The sequence below is a fragment of the Pseudomonas sp. HC1(2025) genome, from assembly GCF_058742075.1.
Genome location: NZ_CP196017.1, coordinates 1,424,449 through 1,441,344, shown reverse-complemented (window position 1 = coordinate 1,441,344; position 16,896 = coordinate 1,424,449). Strand labels below are relative to the sequence as shown.

At 62.2% G+C, this 16,896-nt stretch carries 15 protein-coding genes; 3 read left to right on the top strand and 12 right to left on the bottom strand.

The features are described 5' to 3' along the window. Nucleotides 1-89 precede the first annotated feature (89 nt). Nucleotides 90-989 (top strand): DMT family transporter, encoded by a 900-nt coding sequence (locus ACSSVH_RS06335; protein ID WP_099167892.1) that lies wholly within the window; start codon nt 90-92, stop codon nt 987-989. 105 nt (nt 990-1,094) lie between these two features. On the opposite strand, the gene ACSSVH_RS06330 is transcribed toward ACSSVH_RS06335, so the two are convergent. The 4 genes from ACSSVH_RS06330 to ACSSVH_RS06315 all read right to left on the bottom strand — a co-directional run bounded on the left by ACSSVH_RS06330 (nt 1,095) and on the right by ACSSVH_RS06315 (nt 4,503). After that, a complete protein-coding gene (locus ACSSVH_RS06330) occupies nt 1,095-2,312 on the bottom strand; it encodes a class I SAM-dependent methyltransferase (RefSeq protein WP_492634234.1) in 1,218 nt (405 codons plus the stop codon). 211 nt (nt 2,313-2,523) lie between these two features. Beyond that, nucleotides 2,524-3,141 (bottom strand): TPM domain-containing protein, encoded by a 618-nt coding sequence (locus ACSSVH_RS06325; RefSeq protein WP_169956789.1) that lies wholly within the window; start codon nt 3,139-3,141, stop codon nt 2,524-2,526. 28 nt (nt 3,142-3,169) lie between these two features. Continuing rightward, nucleotides 3,170-3,895: a TPM domain-containing protein gene (locus tag ACSSVH_RS06320; RefSeq protein WP_169956791.1), complete on the bottom strand. Its 726-nt coding sequence runs from the start codon at nt 3,893-3,895 to the stop codon at nt 3,170-3,172. Continuing rightward, nucleotides 3,895-4,503, bottom strand: coding sequence for a LemA family protein (locus tag ACSSVH_RS06315; protein ID WP_029297013.1), 609 nt, complete (start codon nt 4,501-4,503; stop codon nt 3,895-3,897). The genes ACSSVH_RS06320 and ACSSVH_RS06315 overlap by 1 nt, the downstream gene beginning before the upstream one ends. A gap of 257 nt (nt 4,504-4,760) precedes the next feature. Here ACSSVH_RS06315 and bglX point away from each other — a divergent pair, with 257 nt between their 5' ends. Next, nucleotides 4,761-7,052 carry a beta-glucosidase BglX gene (gene bglX / locus ACSSVH_RS06310; RefSeq protein ID WP_172314802.1) on the top strand — a complete coding sequence of 764 codons (2,292 nt, stop codon included), beginning with the start codon at nt 4,761-4,763 and terminating at the stop codon, nt 7,050-7,052. 128 nt (nt 7,053-7,180) lie between these two features. On the opposite strand, the gene ACSSVH_RS06305 is transcribed toward bglX, so the two are convergent. From ACSSVH_RS06305 to ACSSVH_RS06280, 6 genes are all read right to left on the bottom strand, one after another. Continuing rightward, nucleotides 7,181-8,338, bottom strand: a complete 1,158-nt coding sequence (locus ACSSVH_RS06305; RefSeq protein ID WP_169956795.1) for a phospholipase D-like domain-containing protein — start codon at nt 8,336-8,338, stop codon at nt 7,181-7,183. A 1-nt stretch (nt 8,339) separates the two neighbouring features. Continuing rightward, a complete protein-coding gene (locus ACSSVH_RS06300; protein ID WP_169956797.1) occupies nt 8,340-8,930 on the bottom strand; it encodes a YceI family protein in 591 nt (196 codons plus the stop codon). Between the two features lie 188 nt (nt 8,931-9,118). Continuing rightward, a complete protein-coding gene (locus ACSSVH_RS06295; protein WP_169955539.1) occupies nt 9,119-9,889 on the bottom strand; it encodes an IclR family transcriptional regulator in 771 nt (256 codons plus the stop codon). A 55-nt stretch (nt 9,890-9,944) separates the two neighbouring features. After that, entirely contained in the window at nt 9,945-11,381 is a 1,437-nt protein-coding gene (locus ACSSVH_RS06290; protein ID WP_492634233.1) for an amidase, read from the bottom strand. Then, nucleotides 11,378-12,688 carry a citrate-proton symporter gene (locus tag ACSSVH_RS06285; protein ID WP_169955537.1) on the bottom strand — a complete coding sequence of 437 codons (1,311 nt, stop codon included), beginning with the start codon at nt 12,686-12,688 and terminating at the stop codon, nt 11,378-11,380. The genes ACSSVH_RS06290 and ACSSVH_RS06285 overlap by 4 nt, the downstream gene beginning before the upstream one ends. A gap of 58 nt (nt 12,689-12,746) precedes the next feature. Further along, a complete protein-coding gene (locus ACSSVH_RS06280) occupies nt 12,747-13,922 on the bottom strand; it encodes a M20 aminoacylase family protein (RefSeq protein WP_170042888.1) in 1,176 nt (391 codons plus the stop codon). A gap of 444 nt (nt 13,923-14,366) precedes the next feature. On the opposite strand from ACSSVH_RS06280, the gene ACSSVH_RS06275 reads away from it, so the two are divergent. Next, nucleotides 14,367-14,816: a hypothetical protein gene (locus ACSSVH_RS06275; RefSeq protein ID WP_169955535.1), complete on the top strand. Its 450-nt coding sequence runs from the start codon at nt 14,367-14,369 to the stop codon at nt 14,814-14,816. Nucleotides 14,817-14,983: 167 nt separating this feature from the next. On the opposite strand, the gene ACSSVH_RS06270 is transcribed toward ACSSVH_RS06275, so the two are convergent. After that, nucleotides 14,984-15,295, bottom strand: a complete 312-nt coding sequence (locus ACSSVH_RS06270) for an amidase (RefSeq protein WP_169955534.1) — start codon at nt 15,293-15,295, stop codon at nt 14,984-14,986. Next, complete coding sequence (locus ACSSVH_RS06265; RefSeq protein WP_170058360.1) at nt 15,292-16,374, bottom strand: serine hydrolase domain-containing protein; 1,083 nt, start codon at nt 16,372-16,374, stop codon at nt 15,292-15,294. Before ACSSVH_RS06265 ends, ACSSVH_RS06270 begins: the two co-directional genes overlap by 4 nt. Between the last annotated feature and the right edge of the window lie 522 nt (nt 16,375-16,896).

Below are 16,896 nucleotides of genomic sequence, written 5' to 3'. Positions count from 1 at the left end.
TCAATCTGCACCCAGCTGTAAGCCCGCGTCCTGCGGGCTTTGTGGCTAGATGGGCAGCACCTGCCTGCCCATTCAATCCGGTTGCTCCCATGAATTCGCGCGAAAACACCGGCATGGCCCTCGGCCTGCTCGGCGTCATCATCTTCAGCCTGACCCTGCCCTTCACCCGCATCGTGGTGCAGGAAATCCATCCGTTGCTCAATGGCCTGGGCCGCGCCTTGTTCGCGGCTGTGCCGGCGGCCCTACTGTTGCTCTGGCGCCGCGAAGCCTGGCCGACCTGGCGCCAGGTGCGCGGCCTGGCGCTGGTGATTGCCGGGGTGATCCTCGGCTTCCCGGTGTTGTCGGCCTGGGCCATGCAAACCCTGCCCGCCTCCCATGGCGCCCTGGTCAACGGCCTGCAACCGCTGTGCGTGGCACTGTATGCGGCGTGGCTGTCCCATGAGCGTCCGTCAAAAGCTTTCTGGGCCTGCGCGGCACTGGGCAGCGCGTTAGTGCTCGGCTATGCGTTGATCACGGGCGCCGGCAGCATCCAGGCTGGCGACCTGCTGATGCTCGGGGCGATTGCCGTGGGCGGCCTGGGGTATGCCGAAGGCGGCCGACTGGCCAAGGAGATGGGCGGCTGGCAGGTGATCTGCTGGGCGCTGGTGCTGTCGACGCCGCTGTTGATCGGGCCGGTGACGTACCTGGCGCTGCAACATGAAGGCGCAATCTCGGCGCGCACCTGGTGGGCGTTTGGCTACGTCTCGCTGTTCTCGCAGTTCCTGGGGTTCTTTGCCTGGTATGCCGGGCTGGCCATGGGTGGGATCGCGCGGGTCAGCCAGATCCAGCTGTTGCAGATCTTTTTCACCATCGCCTTTTCCGCGCTGTTTTTTGGCGAGCACATCGAGCCGATTACCTGGCTGTTTGCCTGCGGGGTGATCGTCACGGTGATGTTGGGGCGCAAGACAGCTGTGCAGCCTGCACCGGTCTCCAAGGCGAGCACGATCTGATGTGGGAGCTGGCTTGCCTGCGATGCAGGCACCTCGGAGTATCAGGTCAAGCGAGGTGATGCTATCGCAGGCAAGCCAGCTCCCACATTTTGATTTGCGTCATTCTCAGGCCAGGTAACCATCCACCCGCAGCAGGGTTTCCAGGCAGTGTTCGGTGATGTTGTAGAACGCCTTGAGCTCCTGGATTTTCTCCAGGAGTTGAGCGTTGTCCACCTGCTCGGCACGCTTCACGGCCAGGATCATCTTGTTCTTGTTGGTGTGTTCCAACGAGATGAACTCAAACACCTTGGTCTCATAGCCGCACGCCTCAAGGAACAACGCACGCAAGCTGTCGGTGACCATCTCGGCCTGCTGGCCCAGGTGCAGGCCGTATTGCAGCATCGGCTTGAGCAGTGCCGGGCTCTGGATCTGCAAGCGGATCTGTTTGTGGCAGCACGGCGAGCACATGATGATCGACGCCCCGGAGCGGATGCCGGTGTGGATTGCGTAGTCGGTGGCGATGTCGCAGGCATGCAGGGCGATCATCACGTCCAGCTCGCTGGGCGCCACGCTGCGCACGTCACCGCACTTGAACACCAGCCCCGGGTGCTCCAGGCGGGCGGCGGCGTTGTTGCACAGGGTCACCATGTCTTCGCGCAGCTCCACGCCCGTCACCTGGCCTTCGGCCTTGAGGGTGTTGCGCAGGTAGTCGTGGATGGCGAACGTCAGGTAACCCTTGCCCGAGCCAAAATCCGCGACGCGTACCGGCCGGTCCAGTTGCAAGGGGGATGAGGTCAGCGCGTGGCTGAACACTTCGATGAACTTGTTGATCTGCTTCCACTTGCGCGACATCGCCGGGATCAGCTCGTGCTTGGCGTTGGTCACGCCCAGGTCGGCGAGAAATGGCCGGCCAAGGTCGAGAAAGCGGTTTTTCTCACGGTTGTGCTCGGCCGATGGCGCTTCACGCAACTGCTGGGGTTTGCTTTTGAACAGCGAACTTTTGTTCTTCTTGCTGTATTCCAGCTGCGCTTCGTCGGTCAACGACAACAGGTGGGCGTTCTTGAACGAGGCCGGCAACAGCGCGGCAATCGTCGCGACGCCGTCTGCCAGGGCGAAGTTCTTGGTGATATCGCGGGTCTTGTAGCGGTAGACAAAGGACAGGCACGCCTGCTCCTTGACCGTCACTGCCTTGATGATCAGGCGTTGCAGCTCAACTTCATCGCCCACGTACTTGGCCAGCACCAGCTTGATAAAGGCATTCTGCTCGAGGCTTGCGCGCAGCAATTCGATGAACTGGGCGTGATGATCCGGCGCGGGGCTGGCAGGTTTAGCGGTGACAGACATGAACAAAAACGCCTCGGGCAGGGAATGCCGGGCATTTTAGGGGGGATGGCGCGCCAGGGCACGGAGTTATTTGCCCAACGGTCAGTGCGATTGAAAATGCCGCTTGTGTAGGAGCTGGCTTGCCTGCGATGCGGGCACCTCGGTCTATCAGTCACACCGGGTTGATGCTATCGCAGGCAAGCCAGCTCCCACACAAGCCAGCTCCTACAGGTTATTTCAGGACGACCAGGCGGTTGGGCAGTTCATTGCGCGTGTGGGTCTGGGGCACATGCACCTTGAGCAGTTCGCCGCAGGCCTCAATGCATGTGATAAACCCCGCCAATGTCTGCCCCTGTTTCACCTGCTGGGTAAACGTCTTGACGATAGCGTCCCAACTGCTGTCATCCAGCCGCTTGGAAATCCCGTCGTCCACCAGGATCTCCACATAGCGCTCGGCCTCACTGACAAAAATCAACACCCCGGTGCTGCCCAGGGTGTGGTGCAGGTTCTGCTCCAGGAACTGCCGGCGCGCCAGGTTCGATGCGCGCCAATGCCGCACCGAGCGCGGGATCAGGCGAGTGGTGATGGCCGGCAGGCGGAACACCAGGCACAGCACAATGAACGTCGCCCATTGCGCCAGCAGCAAGGTGTGCATGGTCAACCAGCCCGACAGGTAATGCACGATCCCCGGCACCACCAACGCCACCACACTGGCCCACAGCAGCGGGATGTAGGCGTAGTCGTCGGCGCGGGCGGCGAGTACGGTCACCAGTTCGGCGTCGGTCTGTTGCTCGACCCTGGCGATCGCTTCGGCGACCTGGCGCTGCTCGTGTTCTGTCAGTAAAGCCATGGTTGTAGATGCTCTTTAGTTATTGTCATTACCAGCCACCCGAAGCCCCGCCGCCGCCAAAACCGCCACCGCCGCCCCTGAAGCCACCGCCCCCGCCGCCACCGCCGCCACGCCCGCTGCTGCTGAGAATCGCCAGCAGGATAGCGCCCACTGGCAGGCCCATGCGGTTGCACAGCCACAACACCACCAGCAACAGGATGAACAGGCCGATGGAAAACACCGGGTTGTCCTTGGCAAAGTTGGGGTCCGCCACATGGGCAGGCACCGCCAACGGCTCGCCGCCGACCACCTGGATCATGGCCGCCACGCCGTCGCTGATGCCCTGGGTGAAATTGCCCGCCTTGAACTTGGGCGCAATCACCTGGTTGATGATCACCCACGACTGCGCATCGGTGAGCACGCCCTCCAGGCCGTAGCCCACTTCGATGCGCAACTGACGCTCGTCCCGGGCCACGATCAACAGCGCGCCGTTGTCCTTGCCCTTCTGGCCGATGCCCCAGTGCCGGCCCAGTTGATAACCGTAGTCTTCAATGGGCAGGCCTTGCAGGTCGGGCACCGTGACGACCACGATCTGGTCGCCGCTGGTTTGCTCCAGCGCCTGCAATTGCTGGCTCAGTTGCGCACGCACCGGCGGGTCGATCATCTGCGCGTTGTCGACCACCCGCCCAGTCAGCGCCGGGAAGTCCGGCGCCGCCTGGGCAGTCAGGCTAAAGGCCAGCAGCAGCGCCGCCAGCCACCCAGCACGCCAGGTCATCAGAATTTCACTTGCGGCGCTTTATCGGCATCGGCACTGGTGGCCTCGAAGTTGGCGCGCACCGGCAGATCGCTGTACATCACGCTGTGCCACAGGCGGCCTGGGAAGGTACGGATCTCGGTGTTGAAGGCCTGCACGGCGGCGATAAAGTCGCGACGGGCCACGCTGATGCGGTTTTCGGTGCCTTCAAGCTGCGATTGCAGGGCCAGGAAGTTCTGGTTGGCCTTGAGGTCCGGATAGCGCTCGGACACCACCATCAGGCGGCTGAGGGCACCGCTCAGGCCTTCCTGGGCCTGCTGGAACTGCTTGAGTTTTTCCGGGTTGTCGAGGGTGCTGGCATCGACCTGGATCGAGGTCGCCTTGGCTCGCGCCTCGATCACCGCGGTGAGGGTGTCCTGCTCATGGGCTGCATAGCCCTTGACCACTTCCACCAGGTTGGGGATCAGGTCGGCACGCCGTTGATACTGGTTCTGCACCTGGGCCCAGGCCGCCTTGACCTGTTCGTCCAGGGTCGGGATCTTGTTGATGCCGCAACCGCTCAGCACGCTGCTGATCAGTAGCAGGGCCGCGGCTTTCCAGCCCCATCGAATAGTCTGTGCTGCTTGCATGGTGTGTCTCCTGACCAACCTTATGGAATTTGACGACTGACCCTATACATCACGCGCTTGGGGCATAATCCGCCACTACTGGATTACAGCGAGCCAATCAGCTAAAAGATGCCCTTCTTTATGGATAGTTCATAAAGAGCTGAGAAGTGTGCGGTATTTATCCACACAACACCCGAACAACAATAGTCGCTCCCCACATTTTGGCCGAGCCGTGTTTTTTACCTGAACACTGCGCAGTTCGCCGAAAAAGGATATTCATGAAAAAGCTGTGTTTGCTGGGCCTTGTTGCCACTCTGGCCAGTCAATCCGTCGTTGCCGAGACCAAGCCCGCTGCGCTTAAGGACAAGGACGCGTTCGTCAGCGACCTGCTCGGGCAGATGACCCTGGATGAAAAGATCGGCCAGTTGCGCCTGATCAGCATCGGCCCGGAAATGCCGCGCGAGATGATCCGCAAGGAAATCGCCGCCGGGCGCATTGGTGGCACGTTCAACTCCATCACCCGCCCGGAAAACCGTCCGATGCAGGACGCGGCGATGCGCAGCCGCTTGAAGATCCCGATGTTCTTCGCCTATGACGTGATCCACGGCCACCGCACTATTTTCCCGATCAGCCTGGCCCTGGCCTCGAGCTGGGACATGGACGCCATCAGCCGCTCCGGGCGCATTGCCGCCAAGGAAGCCGCCGCCGACAGCCTCGACATCACCTTCGCGCCGATGGTCGATATTTCCCGCGACGCGCGCTGGGGTCGGACATCCGAAGGGTTTGGCGAAGACACCTACCTGGTGTCGCGCATCAGCGAAGTGATGGTCAAGGCCTTCCAGGGCCCGAGCCCGGCCCAGGCCGACAGCATCATGGCCAGCGTCAAGCACTTCGCCCTGTACGGCGCGGTGGAAGGCGGGCGCGACTACAACGTGGTCGACATGAGCCCGGTCAAGATGTACCAGGACTACCTGCCGCCCTACCACGCGGCAATCAAGGCCGGCGCCGGCGGGGTGATGGTGGCGTTGAACTCGATCAACGGCGTGCCTGCGACCGCCAACACCTGGCTGATGAACGACCTGTTGCGCAAGGAGTGGGGCTTCAAGGGCCTGACGGTGAGCGACCACGGTGCGATCTTCGAGCTGATCAAGCACGGCGTGGCCAAGGACGGTCGCGAAGCGGCCAAGCTGGCAATCAAGGCCGGCATCGACATGAGCATGAACGACCAGCTCTACGGCAAGGAACTGCCAGGGCTGCTGAAATCCGGCGAGATCGAGCAAAGCGACATCGACAACGCGGTGCGTGAAGTGCTCGGTGCCAAGTACGACATGGGCCTGTTTGCCGACCCATACCTGCGTATCGGCAAGGCCGAGGATGATCCGGCCGACACCTATGCCGAAAGCCGCCTGCACCGCAGCGAAGCCCGCGACATCGCGCGGCGCAGCCTGGTGTTGCTGAAAAACCACAACGACACCCTGCCGCTGAAGAAATCCGCGACCATCGCCCTGGTCGGCCCGCTGGCCAAGGCCCCCATCGACATGATGGGCAGTTGGGCCGCCGCCGGTAAGCCCGCGCAATCGGTGACCCTGCTGGACGGCATGAACGCGGTGATCGGCGAAAAGGGCCAGGTGATCTACGCCCGTGGCGCCAACATCACCAGTGACAAGGCGGTGGTGGACTACCTGAACTTCCTCAACTTCGATGCCCCGGAAGTGGTGGATGACCCGCGCTCGGCCCAGGTGCTGATCGACGAAGCGGTCAAGGCCGCGAAAAGCGCCGATGTGGTGGTGGCCGCCGTGGGCGAGTCCCGTGGCATGTCCCACGAATCCTCGAGCCGTACCGATCTGAACATCCCGCAAAGCCAGCGCGACCTGATCAAGGCCCTGAAAGCCACGGGCAAGCCGCTGGTGCTGGTGTTGATGAACGGCCGGCCACTGTCGATCCTCGAAGAGCACCAGCAAGCCGACGCGATCCTGGAAACCTGGTTCGCCGGCACCGAAGGCGGCAACGCGATTGCCGATGTGCTGTTCGGTGACTACAACCCGTCGGGCAAGCTGCCAATCACCTTCCCACGCTCCGTGGGGCAGATTCCGACCTACTACAACCACCTGACCATTGGCCGGCCGTTCACCCCGGGCAAACCGGGCAACTACACCTCGCAGTACTTCGACGACACCACTGGTCCCCTGTATCCGTTCGGTTATGGCCTGAGCTACACCCGTTTCAGCCTGTCGGACATGGCGCTGTCGTCCACCACCCTGAACAAGACCGGCAAGCTCGACGCCAGCGTCACCCTGAAAAACACCGGCAAGCTCGACGGCGAGACCGTGGTGCAGCTGTACATCCAGGACGTGGCCGGCTCGATGATCCGCCCGATCAAGGAACTGAAGAACTTCCAGAAGATCCTGCTCAAGGCCGGTGAATCGAAGGTGGTGCACTTCAGCATTACCGAGGATGACTTGAAGTTCTACAACACCCAGCTCAAGTTCGCCGCCGAACCTGGCCAGTTCAATGTGCAGATCGGGCTGGACTCCCAGGATGTGCAGCAGCAGAGCTTTGAACTGCTCTGATTGAAGCTGTAAACACGGTCAATGTAGGAGCTGGCTTGCCTGCGATGCAGGCACCTCGGTCTATCAGTTACACCGAGGTGCTGCCATCGCTGGCAAGCCAGCTCCTACAGTTGATTGCGGTGTGTTCCCTACCCTCTTCGATCCAGCAGATTGACCACCAACCGATCGATCCACCCCCACACCCGCTGCTTGACCCGCCGCCACAACGGTCGGGCCTTCCACGCCTCCAGGCTGACCGCCTGGCTCTGGGCGAAATCACGCTCGAAACTGCCCGCCACCGCCAGCGTCAACTCAGGGTCCAGCGCTTCCAGGTTGGCCTCCAGGTTGAAACGCAGGTTCCAGTGATCGAAATTGCACGAGCCGACGCTCACCCAATCGTCCACCAGCACCATCTTCAGGTGCAGGAAACACGGCTGGTATTCAAAGATCTTCACCCCCGACTTGAGCAGGCGTGGGTAGTAGCGGTGGCCGGCGTAGCGCACCGAAGGATGGTCGGTGCGCGGCCCGGTGAGCAGCAGGCGCACGTCCACACCACGCCCGGCCGCCCGGCGCAGGGCCCGGCGTACGCCCCAGGTGGGCAGGAAGTACGGCGTGGCCAGCCAGATACGGCGCTGGCCGCTGTTCAAGGCGCGGATCAGCGATTGCAAAATGTCCCGGTGTTGGCCGGCGTCGGCATACGCCACCCGCCCCAGGCCGGGGCCGGTCGCCGGCACTTTGGGCAGGCGCGGCAAGCCAAAATGCGTCGCCGGCTTCCAGGCGCGACGGTGGTCGTTGACCCGCCATTGGCGGTCGAACAGGGCTTGCCAGTCCTGCACCAGCGGGCCGCTGATTTGCACCATGACCTCGTGCCACTCACAGGTGTCCTGCCCAGGGGTCCAGAACTCATCGGTGACCCCAGTGCCGCCCACCACGGCGATGCTCTGGTCGACCAACAACAGCTTGCGGTGGTCGCGGTAGAGGTTGCGCATCCAGCGGCGCCAGCGCAGGCGATTGTAAAAGCGCAACTGCACCCCGGCCTCGAGCAAGCGGCGCCGCAGGCTGAGGGTAAATGCCAGGCTGCCGTAGTCATCGAACAGGCAACGCACCTGCACCCCGCGCTCGGCCGCCTGCACCAGGGCCTTGACCATCTCTTCGGCGCAGGCGCCCGCCTCCACCAGATACAGCTCAAGCTCTACCTGGCGCTCGGCACGGGCGATCGCCACGAGCATCTGCGGGAAAAAATTCGGGCCGTCGATCAGCAATTCGAAGCGGTTGGCGCTGCGCCAGGGGAACACCGCGCCGCTCATGTCAGCGCGCCGTGAAAATCAGCACCGCACCCACCGGCACCGACAGGCTAATCGCGTCCAGGCCAGCGGCCTTGCGCAGAGTCTCGACACCGGTGAGCAAGTCAAAATCCTTGGCGTGCAGCACCAGTGGTTCCAGGGTCACCACCTGGAACCGCCGGTCATCCAGGCGCGTTGCCAGCAGTTCGGCGTTGTAGGTCTGGGTCTTGCCATGCAGGGTGACCGACAGCGGCAGGCGCAACTCCAGTTGTGCGCCGGTAGCCAGGTCGTTGATCGGCTGCAGATTGATTTGCGCGTTGATCAGCGCATCGGGGTAGGTCTTGATCTGGAACAGGTCGTTGCGCATGCGCTCATCGCGCAGCGGGATGCCGCTGTTGACCGACTCCAGTTCAACCTGCAACTGCGCCGCGCCGTTCTCTTCGACCTTGCCATGCAGCACCAAGAAGCGCTGGACTTCGGAGATATCGGTGTTTTTGGTGGTGACGAACGACAGCCGTGAGGATTCGTTATCCAGGTACCACGCAGCCTGCGCGGGCATGGCGGCAGCGGCCAGCAGCAAGAGGGCCAGGGGTTTGAGGATGGATGTGTTGAACATTAAACACTCGCGCGCAGAAAAACCTGCTCGAACATTAACTGGCCGGCCTGCTGCACGCAATGTAACGGTCCCGGCAATTTAACTGTGGGAGCGGGCTTGCTCGCGATAGCGGTGGGTCAGTTAATGGATATTTGACTGACCCACCGCTATCGCGAGCAAGCCCGCTCCCACACAAACCAGCTTGCACCTTAGGCCAGTGCCTGCTGCACGCCTTGCACGGTGGCCTCAAGGCTCGCCAGATGCAAACTCAGCACCCGCTCCACCGGCGCCTGGTGCATCGGCCAGTGCAACGCCATGCTCCCTACCAATCGGCCATTGGCCCGCACCGGCAGCGCCACCGCGCGGATCAGGAACGGCAGGCGCACCGGGTATTCCCAGTACCCTTCGGTACGCTGGCCAAACCCCTGGTGCTGGGATTGCTCGCAGGCGCGGTATTGATCATCGGCCGCCACATGCTCGCGGCTGGCCAGGCGCTGCACTTCTTCTGCGGCAAGTTCAGCCAGGCATGCCTTGCCCATGGCCGAATGAAACAGGCTGGCATGCTGGCCAACGATCTGGCAGTTGTTCGGGTACAGCTTGCGCAACACCGTGGGGATCGCGCTTTCCATGACTTCCAGGCGTTCACCGTCAAAGTTCGACAAGTCCGCCACCAGCCCGGTGCGTTCGCTGAGTTCCAGCAGCCAGGGCGCCGCGCACTCCACCAGGCGCCGCTTGAAGCGTTGCTGGGTATCGCCGAACAAGCGCTGGGCGCTGAGACGGTAGCGCCGGTCGCTCAGGCCGCGATAGATCCAGCCCTGTTCTTGTAGGGTCAGCAGCATGCGCGAGACCGTGGCCTTGGGCAGGCGTGTCAGGTAATGCAGTTCCTCAAGCCCCAGGGCCTGGTGTTCACCGAGCAACTCGATGATGGCCAGTGCCCGCTCCACGGAGCGCACAGTCCCTGTGTCGACGTTGCTGCCCATGGCTGACCTCCCGGTTGCTGATGGTTGAGCGAATTTCACAGCAAGATACAGGCCGTCACCCGCTCAAGCATTCCGGAGGGCGACGCTGCACCCAGTGCGTCAGTTGTTCGTGGGCATACGCCAGTTGCAGCACCGCGCGATCCGCCTGGGCCGGGCCGATGATTTGCAGGCCCATGGGCAAGCCTTGCGGGTTGAAGCCCACCGGCACACTCATGCTCGGCAGGCCAGCCAATGTGGGGCCGATCACCACCTCCATCCAGCGGTGATAAGTGTCCATGGCCTGCCCCCCGACGACGCGTGGCCAGGGCTGTTGTGCATCGAAAGGGAACACTTGTGCCGTGGGCAGCAGCAGGAAATCGTAACGTTCGAACAACTGGGCCAGGGCGCGGTACCAGTCACTGCGCGCCAGCGACGCCTGATACACATCCGCCGCCCTCAGGCCCAGGCCGCCCTCGACTTCCCACTGCGCTTCAGGCTTGAGCAACGCACGTTTTTGCGGATCGGCATACGCCGCCCCCAGCGTGCCCTGCACCAGCCAATGGCGATGGACCAGCCAGGTTTGCCACAGGCGCTCCATGGAGAAATCCGGCTGGCAGCTTTCCACCTCGCAACCCAACGCGCTGAAGTCGCCGAGGGCCGATTCACACAGCGCCATTACGCCGTCGTCCATCGGCAGATAGCCGTTGTAGTCACCCAGCCAACCCAGACGCGCGCCCTTGAAATCACGGGCCAACGGCGCGCCGAATACGCTGGGGTCGTCCTTGAGCGACAACGGCACCCGCGGGTCATAACCGGCCTGGGTGCCCAACAGCCGCGCCACGTCCGCCACACTGCGCCCCATCGGGCCTTCGGTGGCCAATTGCTGGACAAACACCTCCGGCGCCGGGCCATGGGGCACGCGGCCCTGGGACGGGCGCAGGCCGAATACGTTGTTGAACGCCGCCGGGTTGCGCAGCGAGCCCATCATGTCGCTGCCATCGGCCACCGGCAGCATGCGCAGCGCCAGGGCCACCGCCGCCCCGCCGCTGCTGCCGCCCGCGACCAGGGTCGGGTCGTAGGCATTGCCGGTGGTGCCGAACACCCGGTTGTAAGTCTGCGAGCCGAGGCCGAACTCCGGCACGTTGCTCTTGCCGATGATAATCGCGCCGCTGGCCCGCACCCGTGCCACGGCGATCGCGTCTTCAGTGGGAATCTGTTCGGCGAACAGTGGCGAACCCAGGGTGGTGCGCAGGCCCTGGGTCGCCGCCAGGTCCTTGATGGCCTGGGGCATGCCGTGCATCCAGCCGCGGGAACGGCCCTGCTTGAGCTCAAGATCACAGGCGCGGGCTTCGGCCAGCACATCGGCTTCGTCGCGCAGCGACACCAGGGCATTGACCAATGGATTGAAGCGCGCGATCTGCGCCAGATAGGCCTGCATCACTTCGTGGCAGGACACCTGCCGGGCATGGATCGCCTGGGACAGCTCCAGCGCATCCAGTTCAACGATGTTCAAGGTTTCACCCCCTTGGCAAACCGCGCCGGCGCTGCAGCCCTTGGCGCCTCATGCATGCAGTAAGTGCCCAGCAGCGTCAGGACGCAAGCGAACAGCACATAAAACGCCGGAGCTACCGGTGTCTCCAACACCTTGCTCAGCCACGTCACAATCAGCGGGGCAAAACCGCCGAACAACATCACCGCCACGTTGTAGGCCACCGACACGCCGGTGGAGCGCACCTCGATGGGAAACTGCTCGGCCAGGGCCGTCGGCGCCGGGCCGAAGAAGCCGCCGATGGCGATGCACAGCATCACCTGCATCACCAGCAAGCGCTCGATGGACGGCGCCGCCGCGACCCATACATACAGCGGGTAGACCATCACGAAAAACGCCAGGGTGAAGGCCATCAGCACCGGCCGCCGGCCCAATCGGTCAGAGAGCAGGCCCGACAAAGGGATGACCACGGTCATCAGCGCCACGGCGAACATCTGCACCATCAACACCTGGTCCAGAGGCAGGCCGAGGTTCTTGTGGGCGAAGGTCGGCATATTCACCAGCACCACGTAGAACGACACCGTCGCACCACAGGCCAGGCCCATGCTCACCAGAATGCTGCGCCGATGCTCACGCAGCACTGTCATCAGGCTTGGCGCCGGGCCGGTGGCCTGTTTGCGTGCTTCGATAAATTCCTCGGGGTCTTCCATGTGCCGGCGAATCCACAAGCCCACCGGGCCGATCAGCAGGCCGAACACAAACGGCAGGCGCCAGCCCCACAGGTCGAGGGTCTCTGGGGAAAAGAAATGGGTGACCAACGCCACCATCGCCGCGCCACCAAACACTGCCAAACACTGCCCGACCAATTGCCAGGAGCCGTACAGGCCCTTGCGATGGGCCGGTGCGCTTTCCACCAGGAACGCCGTGGCGCTGGCATATTCGCCGCCGGTGGCAAAGCCCTGGAGCATCCGCGCCACCACGATCAACAGCGGCGCGCCCATGCCGATGGCAGCGTAGTTGGGCGCAAACACGATCAGCGCGATAGACACGGTCATCAAGCGGATAATCAACTGCATGGCGGCCTTGCGGCCTTTGCGGTCGGCATACATACCGAGCAGGATGCCGCCCACCGGGCGCATGAAAAAGCCCACGCCGAAGGTGGCCAGGGCCATCAGCAGCGACGCGTATTCATCATCCGAGGGGAAAAACTGCCGGGCGATGATGCTGGCAAGAAAGCCATAGACGATGAAGTCGTACCACTCCAGCGCGTTGCCGACCACCGCCGCTACCACTTGCCGGGTGCGGGACACGCCTTTTATTGAAGTCTGCATGAGAACACTCCATTCAACCTGTTGAGGAAAGGTCCAGCGGCAGGAAAAAGGCAGGTGGTCAGGCCGGCTTGAGCCAGCTCTCGGCCAGGGCGCCCCAGTAGGCGGCACCGGTCAGCAGGATCTCGTCGTTGAAGTCATAGGCGGGGTTGTGGACCATCGGCCGCGACACGCCGTTGCCGATAAACAGGTAGCTGCCGGGGCAGCGTTGGAGCATCCAGGCGAAGTCTTCGCTGCCCATCAGCTTGGGCGTGTTGGCGTCAACCGCCGCTTCACCGAGCAAGGCAACGCCGACCTGGCGGGCGAACTCGGTTTCATCGGCATGGTTGACCAGCACCGGATAGGCCGGGCGGTGTTGGATCTGCGCGGTGCAGCCAAAGCTGGCGGCCTGGGTCTGGATGATCGCCTTGACCCGCTCCAGCATCTGCTCGCGCACCGGCGCATTGAGGGCGCGCAGGCTCAGGCGCAGGATGGCCTGCTGGGGAATCACGTTGGCGGCCTGCCCTGCTTGCAGGGCGCCGACCGTGACTACCGCCGCTTCTTGGGCATTGATGTTGCGCGCGACCACCGTCTGCAAGGCCATCACCGTACTGGCGGCGGCCACCAGCGGGTCCACGGTCAGGTGCGGCATGGAGCCGTGGCCGCCGACGCCTTCGAGGGTCACGGTGAGCAGGTCCTGGGAAGCCATCATCGGCCCGGTCCGCAGGCCCAGGTGGCCGGCAGGCAAGCCGGGCATGTTGTGCATGCCGAACAGGGCGTCACAGGGGAAGCGCTCCAGCAAGCCATCGGCGAGCATCGCTTCAGCGCCGCCCTGGCCTTCTTCGGCCGGCTGGAAAATCAGGTTGAGGGTGCCGTCGAACCGGCGCGTCGCCGCCAGGTAACGCGCGGCGCCCAGCAGCATGGCGGTGTGACCGTCGTGACCGCAGGCATGCATGCAGCCGGCGTGCTGGCTGCTGTAGGCGACGCCGGTGTTTTCAATAATCGGCAAGGCGTCCATGTCGGCGCGAATCCCCAGGGTACGCGGGCTGCTGCCATTGCGCAGCACGCCCACCACGCCGGTGTGGCCGATGCCGGTATGTACTTCAAACCCCCAGTTCTTCAGGGATTGGGCGACCAGGGCCGAGGTGCGGTTTTCTTCGAACCCAAGTTCAGGGTGGGCGTGGATGTCCTGGCGTACGGCGTGCAGGTCGCTGGCGACATCGCTCAGCCAATCCAGGATGTGCTGGTGTGGGCGCATGGTGACTCTCCTCGCAGGCGGGTATTCCCGTTCTTTTTTGTGGCACCGCCACAGATAACCGCGATGGGCGGGCGAGGACAATCAAAGGTGGTTCCACCCTGTGGAACCTTGTGGCAATAGGTGAGCACGCTTGCTTGAACTGAACTACGAACTGCCCCCAACAGGCTCATCCCTCACAGCGGAATCGCCTATCAGAGTGATAAAGAGCCAGTTTATTCACGTAGCAACATCTACACCATGAGTTCTGGGCACCAAACAACCAGGAGCGATGGGCACGTGGAGGAAAGTTATCCAAATCTCTCAAGCAAAAAACTCTAAAGGTTCAAGAGAAAACAAAAAAACAATATAAAAAACTGTCACTTTTCACAGTATTCAAAATACGCACAAAAAAATAAAACTACCTTCGAGCCACAACATCACAACCCACACCTAGGAAAAATCATCATGAAAAACTTCAGCACAGAAAAATGCCTATTGGCTTGCTTCGTAGTTTTGACTGCAATCACAAACGCCAATGCAGCACTAGACCCGAAATGTTACGACAACATCCAGGTCGCCAAAGGTATCAGCGACACCCCGCTAAAAAACCCCGATGGCAGCGATAAGATGGTAGGTACCAAAAAACCCATCAGCATCGATATTGCGTTTCCAAATCCCTTACCCGCAGGCGGCACCGCCACTTTTGACCTTTCTAAATCAAAAGTACCTAGTGTGGAAATGGAAACCCCTGCCCCAGTGCTTCATCCAGAGTTCACACTAATCTCTTCCACCAAATACACCTACACTTACAAAATCCCCATCCGTGCAAGTGACTATCACGGAAAGTTTACGGTAATAGACACTTACTGCGGCTTTTCAAACTCACAAACCAAGTTGCTCATGCCTGTCAGGTAAATCACCACATCACATATTTGGAAGTGCGGGTTTATGACCGATATTGAGAACCTTCTATCGGACAATCACATCATCGATTTACGATCCTGTCCGCCAATCTGCTTCCCTTGGCTGTTGGTCAGCGCCGAGCCTGCAGTTCTTTACCTTGCGCAGTGGTGAGCTAAACATCACAACAATCGACACCCCTGCCGTTCCCCTATCCACCGCGCCGTATGCGTGCGCCCCAACCCACTCGCCGTCACTTCACTGCGTTCCGGCGTGTCGACCAACGCACTGGTCGGCACGTACTGCTTCACATACCCCAGGCAATAGTCAGCAGGATTGCCCGCCACATACCGACACGAGCAATACTCCTTGGCCGTATACGCCGCGATGATGTCGGGGAACGCTTGCAGGTTGACGCGCTCATGCCAGGCCCACCCCAGCAAGGCGAGCAACAGCAGGAGAAACAGGCTGATAAACGGACGGCGCCGGATCATGGTTGCACCGCCGCGAGCACGCGCTTGAGCAGTTCGTTGTGGCGGTAGCTGCCGTCGCGGTCATCGCCATAGCGCACGATCACCAGCCTTGCCTCGGGCAACACATACAACGCCTGGCCCCAGTGACCCAGGGCCGCGAAGGTATCGTCGGGCGCATCCGGCCAGGGTCGGGCTGCGCCCTGCACTTGACGGTTGAGCCACCAGTGGCCGCCGGGCACCGCTTCGTCCTGACCCGCGATGTACTGCGCCAGGGGTTGGCGATTGAAGTCGACCCAGGCCTTGGGTAGCAACTGCCGCTCGCCCCAGCGCCCGTCCCGCGCCATCAACAAGCCAATTCGTGCCAGGTCGCGGGCGGTCATATAGGCATAGGACGAGGCAACAAAGGTTTCATTGGCGTCGCTTTCCCAGGTGGCGCTGCGAATGCCCAGGGGCGTGAACAGCGCGGTCCACGGGTAATCGACATAAGCCTTGTGGCCGAGCATGCCCTTGAGGGCGGCGGACGCCAGATTGCTGTCGCCGCTGGAGTAGCGAAACGCCTGGCCCGCAGCGCTGAAGGCGTGGGTGTCGGCGGCAAACTCTGCCATGTCGGCACGGCCACGGGTGTAGAGCATGGCCACCACCGAGGATTTCAGCGGCGCGTATTCGTAGTCTTCCTGCCAGTCCAGGCCCGAGGTCCAGTTCAGCAGGTGCGCCAGGGTGATGTTCGGGTGCTGTTTCATCGGTGGATAAAAGCGCGCGACCGGGTCGCTGAGCTTGAAGCGGTTTTCGCCGTAGGCAACGCCAAGCACCGTGGCCAGCAGGCTCTTGCTGATGGACCAGGTCAGGTGCGGCGTGCTTGCGCTAGTGGGTGCGGCGTAGCGTTCATAAATGACTTCGCCGTCGCGGATCACCAACAGTGCGTCGGTGCGGATGCCTTCGCGGGTGATGTCATTGCGGGCCGGAAACGCATAGTCCTCCAGCGCCTTGACGGCGGGACCGGCCAACTGTGGGCCCAGGGACCACTCCCGCACCGGCCAGGCCTGGGCATGTGCGGTAGCGGTGAACAGCAGCAAGGCGACGCACAACAGGCCTTTGACCATGGACTAGCACTCGGGGGCATTCAGGCCCGCGAGCCTAATGCAGATAAATGACGGTTTGGCGACAGGCCTGGGAGCCACTATATAGCTCCTGTGGGAGCGGGCTTGCCCGCGATGACCATAGGTATCTACACAACTCTCTTCTCGGTCTGTGTACATATCCATTGCTGCGGTAACGGCCACTTGGGGTTCCGCCCTGACGGCGGCTCACTTTGGAGAAGCGCCAAAGTAAGCAAAACGCTCTTGCCCCACCACTCGGCACCTCGCCTAGGCTCGGCATGCCCGCAGTCAGGCATTGCTCCGTGGGCCCGCCGCGATCGGCCATCCATGGCCGTGTCGCGGCTACCCCGGCATCCATGCCGGGGTGCCCACTGCGCAATACCTGCCTGCGGCCATCGTGGTTTAACGGGGCGCTTAAGATCAAAAGCCAGATCAAAAGCAGAGCAACAGCAAAGCCGGGACGCGAAGCTGCATTCCCCTGTAGGAGCTGGCTTGCCTGCGATGGCGGTGTATCAGTCGATAAAT